We start from the raw sequence: 17,406 nt of genomic DNA on the forward strand, positions 1-17,406 counted from the left end.
CTATAACTTACCCAGTTTTGTGCGCAGGCGTTTAATGGCCTGGCTGTGCAGCTGGCTCACCCGTGACTCGCCCACCTCCAGCACGGCGCCAATCTCTTTGAGATTGAGCTCTTCCTGGTAATAGAGGGTTAACACCAGTTGCTCACGTTCCGGTAAAGCTTCAATCGCTTCCATCACGCGCTGGCGTAAATTCCCTTCCAGTAAGTGGTGTAACGGGTTTTCTTGCTGATGTTCATCCGTCACCAGCTCGATGCTATCGCCATGCTCTTCGCGCCACTCATCATAAGAGAAGAGTTGGCTGTTATTGGTATCGAGCAACATCTGGCGATACTCTTCAACAGGAATGCCCAGACGCTCCGCTACTTCGGTTTCCGTCGCGTTGCGCCCCAGCTCCTGCTCCAACTGCCCCATCGCATGCGCCACTTCGCGCGCGTTGCGGCGAACGCTGCGCGGCACCCAGTCGCGGCTGCGCAGCTCGTCCAGCATCGCACCACGAATACGCTGCACTGCGTAAGTCGTAAATGCCGTTCCTTGCAGAGCGTCGTACCGGTCAACTGCATTCAATAACCCGATACCGCCCGCCTGTAGCAGATCGTCTAGTTCCACGCTCGCCGGCAAACGCACCTGGAGGCGCAATGCTTCGTGACGCACCAGCGGAACATAACGCTGCCACAGCGAGTGTTTATCCATTACACCTTCAGCGGTATAGAGTGAATTCACGATAAACAGCCCTGCGTTAGTTGAGTTATCGGCATGATTATCCGATTCTGGAGGGGTTTTAATCGGGTGAATAGTGGGTGAAATGAGGGGTTATTTGGGGGGTTACGCGTAAATGCGGACAGAAAAAACCCCGCCGAAGCGGGGTTTGAGCTTAATCCGGCGATTAGCCTTGCAGCAGAGACAGAACCTGCTGAGGAACCTGGTTAGCTTTGGACAGCACGGAGTTACCGGCCTGCTGGATGATTTGCGCTTTAGACATGTTGGACACTTCGGTCGCATAGTCGGCGTCCTGAATACGGGACTGCGCTTCAGACAGGTTGGTGGTGGTGTTGTTCAGGTTGGTTACCGCAGAGCTCAGACGGTTCTGTACCGCACCCAGAGAAGAGCGGAATTCGTCTACTGATGCGATTGCAGAGTCCAGCGCGGCCAGAGGGCTGGCTGTTTTGGTGACAGAATTATCATCCACAGCATCAGTAGTGGTCGTTACTACAGCTTTGTCTACAGTAGCTGGTGTGGCAGTGGCATCACCTTTAGTGAATGCAACGGTTGCCTTAGTGTAGTTACCATCTGCATCCTTAGTCGCGTACTGAGTAGCACCGTTTTTATCTTCATAAGTATACAAGTCAACAGCGTTGCCAGAAGTATCTTTAATGTCTGCGCTAGCAACTGTTACGTCATCAGTACCATCTTTACCTGTTACATTTGAGCCAACCGCAGTGAAACCACTGGTAACGTTGAAGTCATTTAGGCCCAATTTAGTTGAATTGATTTCTTTCAGGTTGATAGTGATGGTCTGACCGTCGTTAGCACCTACCTGAATTTTCATTTCCCCGGTTTTAGACAGCACGTTCACGCCGTTAAACTGAGTCTGTTGTGACACACGGTCAATTTCAGCCAGACGGGAGGTGATTTCATCCTGAATAGAAGACAGGTCGGATTCAGAGTTAGTTCCAGTCGAAGCCTGAACGGTCAGTTCACGAACACGCTGAAGGTTGTTGTTGATTTCAGACAGCGCGCCTTCAGTGGTCTGCGCCAGAGAGATACCGTCGTTAGCGTTACGTGCAGCCTGAGTCAGACCTTTGATGTTAGAGGTGAAGCGGTTAGCGATAGCCTGGCCCGCAGCGTCATCTTTCGCGCTGTTGATACGCAGACCAGAAGACAGACGCTCGATAGAAGAAGACAGAGCGGACTGGTTCTTGTTGATGTTGTTCTGAGTGATCAGCGAGAGGCTGTTGGTATTAATGACTTGTGCCATGATTTCGATTCCTGTTGTTCATCAAATCTGTTTGGTTAGATTTGGGTTTCCACCCTTCGGCTTCATCGCCGTCAAAGGTGTTATCGTCTGGTCCAAACCAACCTTTAGATATTTTTTCAGGATCGCGTTAATTTTTTTAGCCACGGAAAAGCTCTTCTCTATTACCGTTATTCCCGCCATTAAAAAAAAGAAATTAACCGTAAACTTTCCCCCATTAAGGCCGATAACCCCACTATTCGTTCTACGTGTCGATAGATTAAGGAATAAATATGGCAAGTATTTCATCATTGGGGATTGGTTCGGGTCTTAAGTTAGCAGACATTCTGGATAGTCTGACCACGGCCGAAAAAGCACAGCTGACGCCAATTTCCAAACAACAGACATCGTATACCGCCAAGCTGAGCGCTTACGGCACGTTGAAAAGTTCACTGGAAGCGTTTCAGACCGCCAACACCGCGCTGAATAAAGCCGACCTGTTTACAGCGACCAGCACGTCGAGCAGTACCACGGCATTCAGCGCCACCACTACCGGCAGCGCGATTGCCGGTAAATACACCATCAGCGTGTCGCAGCTGGCGCAGGCGCAAACCCTGACGACCAAAAACGCGCAGCCGGATACCAAAACGGCCATTGCCACGGCTGACAGCAAGATCACCTTTACCGCCGGTAACGGTAAAGATCCGGTGACCGTCGATATCAGCGCGGCAAACTCCTCGCTGACCGGCATTCGCGATGCGATTAACAAAGCTGACGCCGGCGTGACCGCCAGTATTATTAACGTCGGTAATGGTCAGTACCGTCTGTCCATCACCTCCACCGAAACCGGGGCGGACAACGCGGTCAGCATCAGCGTGAGCGGCGACAGCGCCCTGCAATCCTTTATGGGTTACAACGGCACCAGCACCGACGCCAGCAACGGCATGACAGAAAGCGTCACCGCGCAGAACGCCAAGCTGAAGGTGAATAACGTCGATATCGAAAATAGCAGCAACACCATCAGCGATGCGCTGGAAGATATCACCCTGAACCTGAACGATGTCACCACCGGTAACCAGACGCTGACGATCGCTAAAGATACATCGAAAGCGGAAACGGCGATGAAAGCCTGGGTGGATGCCTACAACACCCTTCAGGACAGCTTTGCATCATTAACCAAATATACGGCGGTTGATGCGGGTACAGATGCGCAGGATTCCAGCAACGGTGCCCTGCTCGGAGACAGTACGCTGCGTACTATCCAGACGCAGTTGAAAACCATGCTGGGCAACTCCGTCGGCGGAACCGCCTATAAAACGCTGTCTCAGGTCGGCATTACCTCCGATCCAAGCACGGGCAAGCTGGAGCTGGACAGCGACAAGCTGAAAAAAGCGCTGACGGATAACCCGTCTGCCGTGAAAGATTTGGTTGTGGGTGACGGTAAAACCACCGGGATCACTACCACCATGGCCACCCATCTGACTGACTGGCTTTCCAGTAAAGGCATTATCCAGGCGGCCAAAGATGGCGTCAGCAAAACGCTGAATAAGTTAACGGATCAATATAACGCCGTGAGCGAACGTATTGACGCGAGAGTGGCGCAGTACAAAGCCCAGTTTACCCAGCTGGACGTACTGATGACCTCGCTGAACAACACCAGCAGCTACCTGACGCAGCAGTTCGAAAATACGTCCAGCAACAAGTAGTAAACGCTAATCAGACCCGAGGGGGATAACATGTACGGCGCAAAAGGCACGCAAGCCTACGCAAAGATAGAAGTTGAAAGCGCGGTGATGAGCGCCAGCCAGCAGCAGCTGGTTATCATGCTATTTGATGGAGCCCTCAGCGCGCTGGTACGCGCGCGTCTGTTCCTGGCAGACGGTAATATCCCGGCAAAAGGGCTGGCGCTCTCAAAAGCCATCAACATTATCGAAAACGGGCTGAAGGTTGGCCTGGTGGAAAATAACGGTGATGAGCTTACGCAAAACCTGATTGCCCTTTATGCCTATATGGTACGTCGCCTCCTGCACGCCAACGTGAATAACGACGCCAGCGCCATCGAAGAGGTGGAAAACTTGCTGCGCAATATCGCTGACGGGTGGAAGGAGGTTGCCGGTACGCCACAACTGATGCAGGACGCCGTCTAATGAGTAACGCACCGCAACTTTATGCCCTTTATCAGCAACTCCTTGAGCAGAGCCAGTTGATGTTGCGACTGGCCCGGCAGGGACTATGGGATGATCTGATCATCTGTGAAACCGACTATGTTAATGCGGTGCACTCACTGGCTCGTCTCACTCAGGAAAGTGAACCTTCGATGCAGATTCAGGAGCAGCTTCGCCCGACGCTGCGGGTGATCCTGGACAACGAAGGCCAGGTAAAAACGTTGCTGCAAGCCAGAATGGATGAACTGGCGAAGCTGGTTGGGCAATCCTCCATCCAGAAAACCGTTCTCTCCACCTACGGTAACCAGGGCGGTCATGTCCTGGTTCCGCAAAGTAATAGCGATATTAATTAGCCATTTAACTGGCGTTCGAGCGTTAACCGTTGCGTTCGCCAGGCATTTCTGCCAAACCTGCTCCATACTTGAGTTTCGCGACCTCATGGAGATGGTGCATGCGCAACCCAACACTTTTACAATGTTTTCACTGGTACTACCCCACCGGCGGTGAACTGTGGCGAGAAGTCACGGCATTAGCCCCCAACCTGAACGAAATCGGCATCAATATGGTCTGGTTACCGCCGGCATACAAAGGGGCATCCGGCGGCTATTCCGTCGGGTATGACTCTTATGACCTTTTCGACCTCGGTGAGTTTGACCAGAAAGGCAGCGTCGCCACCAAATACGGCGATAAAGCCCAGCTGCTGGAGGCCATCAACGCCTTAAAAAGCAACCAGATTGCGGTGCTTCTGGACGTGGTGGTCAACCATAAAATGGGGGCCGATGAAAAGGAACCCGTCCGCGTGCAGCGCGTGGATGCTCAGGATCGCACCCAAATCAGCGATGAGATCATCGAATGCGAAGCCTGGACGCGTTACACCTTCCCCGTTCGGGCCGGGCAGTATTCGCAGTTCATCTGGGATTACAAATGCTTCAGCGGTATCGACCACATTGAAAACCCCAATGAGGACGGTATCTTCAAAATCGTGAACGACTACACCGGCGAAGGCTGGAACGATCAGGTCGACGACGAAATGGGCAATTTCGATTACCTGATGGGTGAAAACATTGATTTTCGCAACCACGCGGTGACGGAGGAGATCAAATACTGGGCGCGCTGGGTGATGGAGCAAACCCACTGCGACGGCTTCCGCCTGGACGCGGTAAAACACATCCCGGCCTGGTTCTATAAAGAGTGGATTGAGCACGTCCAGGAGGTGGCCCCGCAGCCGCTGTTTATCGTGGCGGAATACTGGTCTCACGAAGTGGATAAATTGCAGCACTACATCAATCAGGTGGACGGTAAAACCATGCTGTTTGATGCGCCACTGCAAATGAAATTTCACGAAGCCTCACGCCAGGGACGCGACTACGATATGAGCCAGATTTTCACCGGTACGCTGGTGGAAGCCGATCCGTTCCATGCCGTGACGCTGGTAGCCAACCACGATACCCAACCCTTGCAGGCGCTGGAAGCCCCGGTTGAAGCCTGGTTCAAACCGCTGGCCTACGCGCTCATCCTGCTGCGTGAAAACGGCGTGCCGAGCGTATTCTATCCGGATCTTTTTGGCGCCAGCTATGACGACACCGGCGGGGATGGCGAGACGTATCACATCGATATGCCGGTGATTGAACAGCTCCACGAGCTGATCCTCGCCCGGCAGCGTTTTGCCCACGGCGTGCAGACGCTGTTTTTCGATCATCCAAACTGCATTGCGTTCAGCCGCAGCGGGACTGAGGAGCACCCGGGCTGTGTGGTGGTGCTGTCGAATGGTGATGACGGCGAGAAGACCATCTGCCTCGGGGAGAATTACGGCAATAAGACCTGGCGTGATTTTTTAGGCAACCGCGAGGAAACCGTGACCACGGCGGCGGATGGCGAAGGGACGTTCTTCTGTAACGGGGGAAGCGTCAGCGTCTGGGTGATTGAGGACGCGCTGTAGTGCTGGTACAGTGCGGTCTGATGCCCTCACCCCGACCCTTTCCCGCAGGGAGAGATATCCCCAGTAATTCGAAAGCAGAAGCAATAATGTTGCCTTCATAATAACTGAGGGCTTTCAGCGATGCCCTGGTCCGGCTGTAAATCGCCGAAGCGTTTCCGTAAGGCCGGGGCGAGGCGCAGGGAAGCGCCGAGAGGGCGTGGCCTGCATGGATGCAGGCTCATGCCCGGCCCGATAGCCTGAAGGAAAAAGCTGAGGGTACCGCGAAGCGGCGATTTTCCGCCGGGAGCCCGGGTCGCCAGGGTGGTGGCGACTGAGCCACCCTGGCACGTTCACCGCTCATGTCGCTACAGAGTAGCAAGGAACATAAAGTGAACGGAATGACCACCAGAGCCGTATGTTCCCCCTCACCCCAGCCCTCTCCCTCAAGGGAGAGGGGGCCAACGGTGAAGGCATTATTTTGTGGAGATCCCTCAGACCACGGGTAGAGGGCGCAAAACCTAAAACGGTTACGGAAGCTTACTCTCCAGCGGATTCTTGCTCAGGTAATCTGCGCATTCCACCGTTGGACGGTCAACCTTGTACAGTTCCATACCGTCATACTCCAGCGCCGCTCCATCACGCTCCAGCGGATAGACATCCAGCTTACGCGTCACGTTGTAATAATCATCTGAACGCAGCATGATCTTACCCGGCACCGCGATAACGCGCTGCCACTGACGGCAATCCAGCGTATCCCCCTCTGGCGTCACCACCAGCGTGGCGATCGCTTCCGGGCTCACCATCGCGCTCTGCGGCCCTTTCGACTGCCAGTAACCTGCCAGTTGCGAAGGTACCGGGTGCTTAATCACTTCCTGATAGTTATCTACCTGAACACATCCCGCTAACGTCAGCATCGCAGCCACAATTGCTACTTTTTTCATCATCTTTCCTGCATGCGAAGAAAAAAATATTGTGGCATTAAAGCCATCAGGCTGCCAGCGTAAGATAGGTATTGATTAAACCTGCATGCCCATCACTTCCTGGTATGCCGACACCAGCTTGTTACGCACCTGCAACCCCATCTGCAATGACACCGACGCTTTTTGCAGATCGGCCATCACATCGTTGAGCGCCACGCCGGGTTCGCCAAGGGTAAATTTCTCAGCCTGGGTACGGGCCGCGTTTTGCTTGTCGCTGATCCGGTCCAGCGCCGCATGCAGTTGACCGGCGAAGCTAACGCCCGGCGGCTGGTCAGCCACGCTCTGATTACGGGCGGTCATCGCCGTTGCCTGTAACTGACTGAGTACCCCTTCAATGCCCTGTATAGCCATGACTCTCCCCTGGATGGTTTTTTACGAGGTCAAGACTAACAGCTTGTCAATAAGATAATGGCGGTAAATAGCGTTAAAAAACCAGGTTATTTGACGCATAGAAAATCCCGAATCATCAAATAATGGCAGGGCCATCAGTATGGAACTTTTGTCGTGTTTGCCGACCCGGGAGTCAGTTTTGTTTCTCTACACGAATAACGTAAACCACCAGGATTTAAGAGGTGCGCAATGAGTGCGACAGCAGCATCGACAGCGCCGCAGAATAAATCACTCGAGTGGATGAACCGCCTTCGCGCCAACCCTAAGATCCCGTTGATTGTGGCAGGCGCTGCCGCCATTGCGATCGTTGTCGCGATGGTCTTATGGGCAAAAAGCCCGGATTACCGCACGCTCTACAGCAACCTTTCCGATCAGGATGGCGGCGCCATCGTCACCCAGCTGACCCAGATGAACATCCCGTATCGCTTTGCCGATAACGGCGGTGCGCTTGAAGTACCGGCAGATAAAGTGCACGAGCTTCGCCTGCGTCTCGCCCAGCAGGGGCTGCCAAAAGGCGGCGCGGTTGGGTTTGAGCTGCTGGATCAGGAAAAATTCGGCATCAGTCAGTTCAGCGAGCAGGTTAACTACCAGCGCGCGCTGGAGGGTGAGCTGGCCCGTACGATTGAAACCTTAGGCCCGGTGAAAAGTGCCCGTGTGCACCTGGCGATGCCTAAGCCGTCCCTGTTTGTCCGCGAACAAAAGTCCCCTTCTGCCTCTGTGACCGTTAACCTCGAACCTGGCCGTGCGCTGGATGAAGGGCAGATCAGCGCCGTCACGCACCTGGTCTCCAGTGCGGTGGCCGGCCTGCCGCCGGGTAACGTTACGCTGGTGGATCAGAGTGGTCATCTGCTGACGCAGTCCAACACCGCCGGGCGCGATCTCAACGACGCTCAGCTGAAATACGCCGCGGATGTGGAAGGCCGTCTCCAGCGTCGCATCGAAGCGATTCTGGGCCCGGTGGTCGGCAGCAGCAACGTACACGCGCAGGTCACCGCGCAGATTGATTTCTCGAATAAAGAACAGACCGAAGAGCAGTACGCCCCGAACGGGGATGCCTCCCGCGCCGTGTTACGCTCGCGTCAGATCAATGAGACGGAACAGGTCGGCGGCCAGTATCCTGGCGGTGTGCCGGGCGCGCTCTCTAACCAGCCTGCGCCTGCCAACGCCGCGCCAATCTCCACCCCGCCGGCAAACCCGCAGAACGGTCAGCAAACGAATCAGCAGACGACCTCGACCGCGAACAGTACCGGCCCGCGTAACAGCAGCCGTAACGAAACGACCAACTACGAAGTCGACCGGACTATCCGCCATACCAAACTGAACACGGGCGATATTCAGCGTCTCTCTGTTGCCGTGGTGGTGAACTACAAAACGCTGCCGGACGGTAAACCGCTGCCGCTCACGGCGGAGCAGATGAAGCAGATCGAAGATTTAACCCGCGAAGCGATGGGCTTCTCTGAAAAACGTGGCGATACCCTCAACGTTGTGAACTCACCGTTCAACCCGGTGGATGAGACCGGTGGCGAACTGCCGTTCTGGCAACAGCAGGCGTTCTTCGATCAGCTGATGTCCGCAGGTCGCTGGCTGCTGGTGCTGATTGTCGCGTGGCTGCTGTGGCGTAAGGGCGTTCGTCCTCAGCTACAGCGCCGTGCTGAAGCCGAGAAAGCCGCGCTGGAACAGAAGAACGCGCGTCCGGACGAGGAAGAAGCGGTTGAAGTGCGTCTCAGCAAAGATGAACAGATGCAGCAGCGCCGTGCTAACCAGCGTATGGGCGCAGAGGTGATGAGCCAGCGCATTCGCGAAATGTCAGATAACGATCCGCGCGTCGTCGCGCTGGTCATCCGTGGTTGGATGGGTAACGAACATGAGTAATACGCTTACAGGCACCGATAAGAGCGTCATCCTGCTGATGACCATTGGCGAAGATCGCGCGGCGGAAGTGTTTAAACACCTCTCCCAGCGAGAAGTGCAGATCCTCAGCGCGGCGATGGCCAACGTGCGCCAGATCTCCAACAAGCAGCTGACAGAAGTGCTGGCGGAGTTTGAGCAGGAAGCCGAGCAGTTTGCCGCACTCAACGTCAACGCCAACGAATACCTGCGCTCCGTGCTGGTTAAGGCGCTGGGCGAAGAGCGCGCCGCCAGCCTGCTGGAAGATATTCTCGAAACGCGCGACACCGCCAGCGGGATCGAAACGCTCAACTTTATGGAGCCGCAAAGCGCCGCCGATCTTATTCGCGACGAGCACCCGCAGATTATCGCCACCATTCTGGTCCACCTCAAACGGGGTCAGGCGGCCGATATTCTGGCGCTGTTTGACGAGCGCCTGCGCCACGACGTGATGCTGCGTATCGCCACCTTCGGCGGCGTCCAGCCAGCCGCGCTGGCGGAGCTGACCGAAGTGCTGAACAACCTGCTCGACGGCCAGAACCTCAAGCGCAGCAAAATGGGCGGCGTGAGAACGGCAGCGGAAATCATCAACCTGATGAAAACGCAGCAGGAAGAGGCGGTTATTACGGCGGTACGCGAGTTCGACGGCGAGCTGGCGCAGAAAATTATCGACGAGATGTTCCTGTTCGAAAACCTGGTCGAAGTGGACGACCGCAGTATCCAGCGCCTGCTTCAGGAGGTGGACTCCGAATCGCTGCTTATCGCCCTCAAAGGCGCCGAGCAGCCGCTGCGCGAGAAATTCCTGCGCAACATGTCCCAGCGTGCGGCCGATATCCTGCGCGACGACCTGGCCAACCGTGGCCCGGTGCGTTTGTCTCAGGTGGAAAACGAACAGAAAGCGATCCTGCTTATTGTTCGTCGTCTGGCAGAAACCGGCGAGATGGTGATAGGCAGCGGAGACGACACCTATGTCTGATGAACTGTCGTGGAAGCGCTGGACGCCTGACGACCTCTCCTCTCCCACCGCAGAGTTCACCCCTGCCGTTGTGTCGTCCGACGAGGGCGACGCCGGGGCGGGCATCCCCGAGCTGAGTGAAGAGGAACAGCGCGCCCAGATGCTGGCCCAGATGCAAATGCAGGCGCACGAGCAGGGCTTCAACGCCGGGATGAACGAAGGCCGTCAGACCGGGCACGCACAGGGTTATCAGGAAGGGCTGGCGAAAGGTTTAGAGCAGGGCATCGAGCAGGCGCGCCAGCAGCAGGCGCCGCTGCATGCCCGCATGCAGCAGCTGGTGAGCGAGTTTCAGCACACGCTGGATGCGCTCGACAGCGTGATTGCCTCGCGCCTGATGCAGATGGCGCTGGAGGCGGCCCGTCAGGTGATCGGCCAGACGCCGGTAGTGGATAACGCCGCGCTGATTAAGCAGATCCAGGCCCTGCTCCAGCAGGAGCCGCTGTTCAGCGGCAAACCGCAGCTGCGCGTTCATCCTGATGATTTGCAGCGCGTGGAAGAGAGCCTCGGCGCGACGCTGAGCCTGCACGGCTGGCGGCTGCGCGGCGATCCGTCGCTCCATCACGGAGGCTGTAAGGTCTCGGCGGATGAGGGCGATCTGGATGCCAGCGTCGCGACCCGCTGGCAGGAACTGTGCCGCCTGGCGGCACCGGGAGTCGTCTGATGACCGCTCGCCTTACGCGCTGGCTTAACACGCTCGATAATTTTGAAACGAAGATGGCGCAGCTGCCATCCGTTCGTCGTTATGGACGCCTGACGCGCGCCACCGGTCTGGTCCTGGAAGCCACGGGGCTGCAACTTCCGCTCGGCGCCACCTGCGTGATTGAGCGTCAGGACGGGGGGGAGACGCGTGAAGTGGAAAGCGAAGTGGTCGGGTTCAACGGTCAGCGCCTGTTTCTGATGCCCCTTGAAGAAGTGGAAGGGATTTTGCCCGGCGCCCGCGTCTACGCGAAAAACATCAGCGGTGACGGCCTGCAAAGCGGCAAACAGCTCCCGCTCGGTCCGGCGCTGCTGGGCCGCGTGCTGGACGGAAGCGGCAAACCGCTCGATGGCCTGCCCTCCCCTGATACCAACGAAACCGGCGCGCTGATCACCCAACCCTTCAACCCGCTGCAACGCACGCCAATCGAGCACGTACTGGATACCGGCGTGCGGCCGATTAACGCCCTGCTCACCGTGGGACGCGGCCAGCGTATGGGGCTGTTTGCCGGCTCCGGCGTGGGTAAATCGGTCCTGCTCGGCATGATGGCGCGTTATACCCAGGCGGACGTTATCGTGGTTGGCCTGATTGGTGAGCGTGGTCGCGAAGTCAAAGATTTCATCGAAAACATTCTGGGTGCGGAGGGCCGCGCCCGCTCGGTGGTGATCGCCGCGCCTGCGGACGTGTCGCCGCTGCTGCGTATGCAGGGTGCCGCCTACGCCACGCGTATTGCGGAAGATTTCCGCGACCGGGGCCAGCACGTGCTGCTGATTATGGACTCCCTGACCCGCTACGCGATGGCGCAGCGTGAGATTGCGCTGGCCATCGGCGAGCCGCCCGCGACCAAAGGCTACCCGCCGTCGGTCTTCGCCAAGCTCCCGGCGTTGGTTGAGCGCGCGGGGAACGGCATCAGCGGCGGAGGCTCCATCACCGCGTTCTATACGGTACTGACCGAAGGCGATGACCAGCAGGACCCGATTGCCGACTCCGCGCGCGCGATCCTCGACGGCCATATCGTGCTGTCGCGCCGTCTGGCCGAAGCCGGGCACTACCCGGCCATTGATATTGAAGCGTCGATCAGCCGTGCGATGACGGCCCTGATCACCGAGCAACACTACGCCCGCGTGCGTAACTTCAAACAACTGCTCTCCAGCTTCCAGCGCAACCGCGATCTGGTGAGCGTCGGGGCGTACGCCAAAGGCAGCGACCCGATGCTCGATAAAGCGATTGCCCTGTGGCCGCAGCTGGAGGCATTTCTGCAACAGGGTATTTTTGAACGCGCCGACTGGGAAGATTCCCTCCAGGCACTGGAGCTGATTTTCCCGCAGGTGTAACACAGGTGGAGGGCGAAGGTCATGGCGCAGAACAGCACGTTATCAACGCTGAAAGATCTGGCTGAAAAAGAAGTTGATGATGCCGCATTGCAGCTTGGCGCAATGCGACGCGGGTGCCAGCAGGCTGAAGAACAGTTGAAGATGTTAATCGACTATCAGCATGAATATCGCACCAACCTTAACACCGACATGACGCAGGGCATTGGTAGCCAGCGCTGGATTAACTATCAGCAGTTTATCCAGACGCTGGAAAAGGCGATTGAGCAGCATCGCCAGCAGCTCAACCAGTGGACGCAAAAAGTCGATACCGCGCTGAATTTCTGGCGCGAGAAAAAACAGCGGTTGCAGGCCTGGCAAACCTTACAGGACCGGCAGATTGCAGCCTCGACCCTGGCGGAAAACCGTCTGGATCAGAAAAAAATGGATGAGTTTGCCCAGCGCGCATCAATGAGGAAACCAGAATGATCACACTGCAACAACTGCTGATGACCGACAGCGACCCGTCCGGCGGCACGCTGACCGGGAAAGGCGCTGAGGGCGCGCAAGATTTTCTCTCTCTGCTGGCGGGCGCGTTGACCGAAACCACCGGCAAAGGCAAAGATGCCCCGCTGACGCTGGCGGACCTGAAAGCGGCGGGCAGCAAGCTGTCGACAGCGGCAAAGGAAAAAAACGGTGATACCACGCTCCAGGCCAAAATCGCCGAGCTGCTCTCCCGTCAGGAGACCCTGACTGGTGAAGATACCGCCGTCTCCCTGCAAAGCCTCGTCTCCGGCCTGAAACCCGCCGCGAATACGGATGCGCTGAAGGCGCTGACCCAGCCGGAGGCGAAAACAAACAGCGAGACCACGACTGAAGAAGAGGAGCTGGCCGGGTTAAGCGCGCTGATGGCGATGTTACCGCACCAGCAGACCACCATCCCGGTCGCGACGCAGCCTGCGAGCACCGGGGAGATCGCCCCCCGTGCCGCCCTCCCCTCTGCGCTAGCCCAGACGGACAACGGCCAGCATCAGCCGCTTAGCCATGCGTTAACGGGTCAGGAAAAAATGCCGGTTCAGGACAGCGACACGTCGCTGCCCGCCACGGCAGCCGTTACGCCAGCCGTCGCCGCCGTCGCAGAGAAGCAGGACGTAGCGAGCGCGGCGTCGTCTGCCGCCAGCCCAACCGCGACGCTGGCCCCGATCGTCAGTCACCTGGCGCCTTCACAGCCTGCCGCTACCGTTGCGACAGCGCCGGTGTTAAGCCAGCCGCTGGGCACGCACGAATGGCAGCAGAATCTGAGCCAGCACATCACCCTGTTCACAAAGCAGGGACAGCAGACCGCAGAGCTGCGTCTGCACCCGGAGGATCTGGGTCAGGTGCAAATTTCGCTTAAGCTGGATGACAACCAGGCGCAGTTGCAGATGGTTTCGCCCCACAGCCACGTCCGCGCGGCGCTGGAAGCGGCCCTGCCGATCCTGCGCACGCAGCTTGCGGAAAACGGCATTCAGCTTTCCCAAAGCAGCGTCAGCAGCGAGGGCTTTGCCGGGCAACAGCAGTCCTCATCCGGGCAGCAACAGCACACTTCGCGTTCCGGCCAGCATGGCGGGTTTAACGATGAGAGTGAAGAGTTATTGCCTGCCCCTGCCGCCCTGCAATCCGCCGCGCGCGGCAGCCGTGCCGTAGACATCTTTGCCTAAACGCCAGAGGTAACGTGATTATCCCCGTCTTTTCCACGCTTTGACCTAAGCCGGACACGGGATAATCACCGTATTAAGCTGTACCGAAACAGGAAGCTCGTATCAGATGACAGACTCCGCTATCACCAAAAAAAGCAAGCGTTCCATCTGGATCCCGCTGCTGGTGTTGATTACCCTCGCGGCCTGCGCCACCGCAGGCTACAGTTACTGGCGTATGCAGCAGGAACCCTCCAGCGCGGCCGCCAAAGCTGAAGCGCCGCCTCCACCGGCGCCGGTCTTCTACCCGCTGGATACGTTCACCGTGAACCTGGGCGATGCGGATCGCGTGCTTTACGTGGGTATTACGCTGCGTCTGAAAGATGAAGCGACCCGTGCACGCCTGAACGACTACCTGCCAGAAGTGCGTAGCCGTCTGCTGCTGCTGTTTTCTCGTCAGGATGCCTCAGCGCTCGCCACCGATGTGGGCAAGCAAAAGCTGGTCGATGCCATTAAACAGACGCTGGCGACCCCGCTGGTAAACGGCCAACCTAAGCAGGAAGTCACTGACGTTCTGTATACAGCCTTCATTCTGCGGTAACGACATGGGCGACAGTATTCTTTCTCAGGCAGAAATCGATGCGCTGCTCAACGGCGACAGCGATAAAAGTGACGAACCGAAGCCGGGTCTGACCGGCGACGATAATATTCGTCCCTACGATCCCAATACCCAGCGTCGCGTGGTGCGCGAGCGTTTACAGGCGCTGGAGATCATCAACGAACGTTTCGCACGTCAGTTCCGTATGGGGTTGTTTAACCTGCTGCGTCGTAGCCCGGATATCACCGTCGGTGCGATCCGCATTCAGCCGTATCATGAGTTTGCCCGCAACCTGCCGGTGCCAACCAACCTTAACCTGATCCATCTGAAACCGCTGCGCGGTACCGGTCTGGTTGTGTTCTCGCCAAGCCTGGTGTTCATCGCGGTGGATAACCTGTTCGGTGGCGATGGCCGTTTCCCGACCAAAGTGGAAGGCCGCGAGTTTACCCATACCGAACAGCGTGTGATTAACCGCATGCTGAAGCTGGCGCTGGAATCCTACAGCGACGCGTGGAAAGCGATTAACCCGCTGGAAGTGGAGTACGTGCGTTCCGAGATGCAGGTGAAGTTTACCAACATCACCACCTCCCCGAATGACATCGTCGTGAACACCCCGTTCCACGTCGAGATCGGCAACCTGACGGGCGAGTTCAACATCTGTCTGCCGTTCAGCATGATTGAACCGCTGCGCGAACTGCTGGTGAACCCGCCGCTGGAGAACTCGCGTCACGAAGATCAGAACTGGCGTGAAAACCTGGTGCGTCAGGTGCAGCATTCACAGCTGGAGCTGGTAGCCAACTTCGCCGACATCTCCATGCGGTTATCGCAGATCCTGAAATTACAACCCGGCGACGTTTTGCCGATAGATAAACCCGACCGCATTATTGCCCATGTGGATGGCGTACCCGTGCTGACAAGCCAGTACGGCACGATTAACGGCCAGTATGCGTTACGCGTTGAGCACTTGATCAACCCGATTTTGAATTCGCTGAATGAGGAACAGCCCAAATGAGTGACATGAACAATCCGTCCGATGAAAACAGCGGAGCACTGGACGATCTGTGGGCTGACGCGTTAAACGAGCAGAAAACGACGCCGACGAAAAGCGCGGCAGACGCGGTCTTTCAGCAGTTAGGCGGCGGCGAAGTCAGCGGCACGTTGCAGGACATCGACCTGATTATGGACATTCCGGTCAAGCTGACCGTTGAGCTGGGTCGCACCCGCATGACCATTAAAGAGCTGCTGCGCCTGACGCAGGGTTCCGTGGTGGCGCTTGACGGTTTAGCGGGTGAGCCGCTGGATATTCTGATCAACGGCTACCTGATTGCACAGGGCGAAGTAGTGGTGGTGGCCGATAAATACGGCGTACGTATCACCGACATCATTACCCCTTCCGAACGCATGCGTCGTCTGAGTCGTTAAGTATGAAAACCCAGGCAACACTGTCCGCGCCCTCCGCCGTACCCGGCTCACCGCTGCTCCAGGTGAGCGGCGCGCTGTTCGGTATTATTGCCTTTATCCTTATCGCCGCCTGGCTGGCAAAGCGTTTCGGTCTGGCGGGGAAAACGGCCGGTACCCGCGGGTTGAAGGTCAGCGCCAGCACCCCGCTAGGACCGCGCGAGCGCGTGGTCATTGTGGAGGTGGAAGATGCACGACTGGTGCTGGGCGTGACCGCCTCCAGCATTAACGTCCTTCACACGCTCCCCCCTGCGCCTGTCACGGTGGAGGCTAACGCCCAGGCCCCTGCGGATTTCCAGTCCGTAATGAAGAGTTTGCTCAAGCGTCCCGGGAGATCCTGATGCGCCGTTTGTTATTCCTTACGCTGACAGGCCTGGGCCTGTTCGCGCCCTCTGTGTATGCGCAACTGCCGGGGCTGGTTTCCACGCCGCTGGCGAACGGGGGACAAAGCTGGTCCCTGTCCGTGCAGACGCTGGTGTTCATTACCTCGCTGACCTTTATCCCGGCGATCCTGCTGATGATGACCAGCTTCACCCGCATCATCATTGTGTTTGGCCTGCTGCGCAACGCGCTCGGCACGCCGTCCGCGCCGCCTAATCAGGTGCTGCTGGGTTTAGCCCTGTTCCTGACTTTTTTCATTATGTCGCCGGTGATCGACAAGATTTACACCGAGGCCTACCAGCCGTTCAGCGAAGATAAAATTTCCATGCAGGTTGCCCTGGAAAAGGGGGCACAGCCATTACGTGAATTTATGCTTCGCCAGACGCGCGAAGCGGATCTGGCCCTGTTTGCCCGTCTCGCTAACACCGGTGAGTTACAGGGGCCGGAAGCGGTGCCGATGCGCATTCTGCTCCCGGCGTATGTGACCAGTGAGCTGAAAACGGCGTTCCAGATTGGCTTCACCATTTTCATTCCGTTCCTGATTATTGACCTGGTGATCGCCAGCGTCCTGATGGCGCTCGGGATGATGATGGTCCCACCCGCAACCATTGCCCTGCCCTTTAAGATCATGCTGTTCGTGCTGGTCGACGGCTGGCAGCTGCTGGTCAGCTCGCTGGCGCAGAGTTTCTACAGTTGAGGAGCGCGCAATGACGCCTGAGTCGGTCATGATGATGGGCACGGAGGCGATGAAAGTCGCGATTGCCGTCGCCGCGCCCCTGCTGCTGGTTGCGCTGGTCACCGGTCTGATTATCAGTATTCTCCAGGCCGCCACGCAGATTAACGAAATGACCCTGTCGTTCATCCCGAAGATCATTGCCGTCTTCGTGGCGATTATCGTTGCCGGGCCATGGATGCTCAATTTGCTGCTGGACTATATGCGCAACCTGTTCACCAATCTGCCTTACATCATCGGCTGACGG

General features: G+C 57.2%; 20 protein-coding genes. 16 read left to right on the plus strand and 4 right to left on the minus strand.

Annotated elements, in window-relative coordinates; genetic code table 11:
* Positions 1 to 720 (minus strand): RNA polymerase sigma factor FliA, encoded by a 720-nt coding sequence (locus RS584_RS13315; protein WP_003859623.1) that lies wholly within the window; start codon positions 718 to 720, stop codon positions 1 to 3.
* A gap of 163 nt (positions 721 to 883) precedes the next feature.
* Positions 884 to 1,975: a FliC/FljB family flagellin gene (locus tag RS584_RS13320; protein WP_109937510.1), complete on the minus strand. Its 1,092-nt coding sequence runs from the start codon at positions 1,973 to 1,975 to the stop codon at positions 884 to 886.
* Between the two features lie 269 nt (positions 1,976 to 2,244).
* Between RS584_RS13320 and fliD the strand changes: the two genes are divergently transcribed.
* The 4 genes from fliD (at position 2,245) to amyA (ending at position 6,055) form a co-directional block, all read left to right on the plus strand.
* On the plus strand, positions 2,245 to 3,657 hold the full coding sequence (fliD, locus tag RS584_RS13325) for a flagellar filament capping protein FliD (RefSeq protein WP_017693218.1): 1,413 nt from the start codon (positions 2,245 to 2,247) through the stop codon (positions 3,655 to 3,657).
* A gap of 30 nt (positions 3,658 to 3,687) precedes the next feature.
* The gene (fliS, locus tag RS584_RS13330; protein WP_003859616.1) at positions 3,688 to 4,098 is read left to right on the plus strand and encodes a flagellar export chaperone FliS; all 411 of its coding nucleotides are present in this window, start codon (positions 3,688 to 3,690) and stop codon (positions 4,096 to 4,098) included.
* Positions 4,098 to 4,469: a flagella biosynthesis regulatory protein FliT gene (gene fliT / locus RS584_RS13335; protein ID WP_006811148.1), complete on the plus strand. Its 372-nt coding sequence runs from the start codon at positions 4,098 to 4,100 to the stop codon at positions 4,467 to 4,469. Before fliS ends, fliT begins: the two co-directional genes overlap by 1 nt.
* A gap of 98 nt (positions 4,470 to 4,567) precedes the next feature.
* The gene (amyA, locus tag RS584_RS13340; RefSeq protein WP_003859614.1) at positions 4,568 to 6,055 is read left to right on the plus strand and encodes an alpha-amylase; all 1,488 of its coding nucleotides are present in this window, start codon (positions 4,568 to 4,570) and stop codon (positions 6,053 to 6,055) included.
* A gap of 506 nt (positions 6,056 to 6,561) precedes the next feature.
* Here amyA and yedD read toward each other — a convergent pair.
* A complete protein-coding gene (yedD, locus tag RS584_RS13345; protein WP_003859613.1) occupies positions 6,562 to 6,975 on the minus strand; it encodes a lipoprotein YedD in 414 nt (137 codons plus the stop codon).
* A 75-nt stretch (positions 6,976 to 7,050) separates the two neighbouring features.
* Positions 7,051 to 7,365 carry a flagellar hook-basal body complex protein FliE gene (fliE, locus tag RS584_RS13350; RefSeq protein ID WP_047353395.1) on the minus strand — a complete coding sequence of 105 codons (315 nt, stop codon included), beginning with the start codon at positions 7,363 to 7,365 and terminating at the stop codon, positions 7,051 to 7,053.
* Positions 7,366 to 7,593: 228 nt separating this feature from the next.
* Here fliE and fliF point away from each other — a divergent pair, with 228 nt between their 5' ends.
* The 12 genes from fliF (at position 7,594) to fliQ (ending at position 17,403) form a co-directional block, all read left to right on the plus strand.
* Positions 7,594 to 9,276, plus strand: a complete 1,683-nt coding sequence (gene fliF, locus RS584_RS13355) for a flagellar basal-body MS-ring/collar protein FliF (RefSeq protein ID WP_017383346.1) — start codon at positions 7,594 to 7,596, stop codon at positions 9,274 to 9,276.
* A complete protein-coding gene (fliG, locus tag RS584_RS13360; protein ID WP_003859608.1) occupies positions 9,269 to 10,267 on the plus strand; it encodes a flagellar motor switch protein FliG in 999 nt (332 codons plus the stop codon). The genes fliF and fliG overlap by 8 nt, the downstream gene beginning before the upstream one ends.
* Positions 10,260 to 10,967, plus strand: coding sequence for a flagellar assembly protein FliH (gene fliH, locus RS584_RS13365; protein WP_315748029.1), 708 nt, complete (start codon positions 10,260 to 10,262; stop codon positions 10,965 to 10,967). Before fliG ends, fliH begins: the two co-directional genes overlap by 8 nt.
* Positions 10,967 to 12,337: a flagellar protein export ATPase FliI gene (fliI, locus tag RS584_RS13370; RefSeq protein ID WP_045338581.1), complete on the plus strand. Its 1,371-nt coding sequence runs from the start codon at positions 10,967 to 10,969 to the stop codon at positions 12,335 to 12,337. Before fliH ends, fliI begins: the two co-directional genes overlap by 1 nt.
* A gap of 21 nt (positions 12,338 to 12,358) precedes the next feature.
* On the plus strand, positions 12,359 to 12,802 hold the full coding sequence (gene fliJ, locus RS584_RS13375; RefSeq protein ID WP_315748030.1) for a flagellar export protein FliJ: 444 nt from the start codon (positions 12,359 to 12,361) through the stop codon (positions 12,800 to 12,802).
* Positions 12,799 to 14,013 (plus strand): flagellar hook length control protein FliK, encoded by a 1,215-nt coding sequence (gene fliK, locus RS584_RS13380; RefSeq protein WP_063660084.1) that lies wholly within the window; start codon positions 12,799 to 12,801, stop codon positions 14,011 to 14,013. Before fliJ ends, fliK begins: the two co-directional genes overlap by 4 nt.
* Positions 14,014 to 14,119: 106 nt before the next feature.
* On the plus strand, positions 14,120 to 14,590 hold the full coding sequence (fliL, locus tag RS584_RS13385; RefSeq protein WP_003859598.1) for a flagellar basal body-associated protein FliL: 471 nt from the start codon (positions 14,120 to 14,122) through the stop codon (positions 14,588 to 14,590).
* 4 nt (positions 14,591 to 14,594) lie between these two features.
* Positions 14,595 to 15,599, plus strand: a complete 1,005-nt coding sequence (gene fliM, locus RS584_RS13390) for a flagellar motor switch protein FliM (protein WP_003859594.1) — start codon at positions 14,595 to 14,597, stop codon at positions 15,597 to 15,599.
* Positions 15,596 to 16,009, plus strand: a complete 414-nt coding sequence (fliN, locus tag RS584_RS13395; RefSeq protein ID WP_315748031.1) for a flagellar motor switch protein FliN — start codon at positions 15,596 to 15,598, stop codon at positions 16,007 to 16,009. Before fliM ends, fliN begins: the two co-directional genes overlap by 4 nt.
* 2 nt (positions 16,010 to 16,011) lie before the next feature.
* Positions 16,012 to 16,386 (plus strand): flagellar biosynthetic protein FliO, encoded by a 375-nt coding sequence (fliO, locus tag RS584_RS13400; RefSeq protein ID WP_015572438.1) that lies wholly within the window; start codon positions 16,012 to 16,014, stop codon positions 16,384 to 16,386.
* Complete coding sequence (gene fliP / locus RS584_RS13405) at positions 16,386 to 17,123, plus strand: flagellar type III secretion system pore protein FliP (RefSeq protein ID WP_015572437.1); 738 nt, start codon at positions 16,386 to 16,388, stop codon at positions 17,121 to 17,123. The genes fliO and fliP overlap by 1 nt, the downstream gene beginning before the upstream one ends.
* Before the next feature lie 10 nt (positions 17,124 to 17,133).
* Complete coding sequence (gene fliQ / locus RS584_RS13410; RefSeq protein ID WP_003859587.1) at positions 17,134 to 17,403, plus strand: flagellar biosynthesis protein FliQ; 270 nt, start codon at positions 17,134 to 17,136, stop codon at positions 17,401 to 17,403.
* Positions 17,404 to 17,406 lie beyond the last annotated feature (3 nt).

The sequence above is a fragment of the Enterobacter sp. DTU_2021_1002640_1_SI_PRY_ASU_LCPMC_013 genome (assembly GCF_032389435.1).
Lineage (GTDB): Bacteria > Pseudomonadota > Gammaproteobacteria > Enterobacterales > Enterobacteriaceae > Enterobacter > Enterobacter hormaechei_C.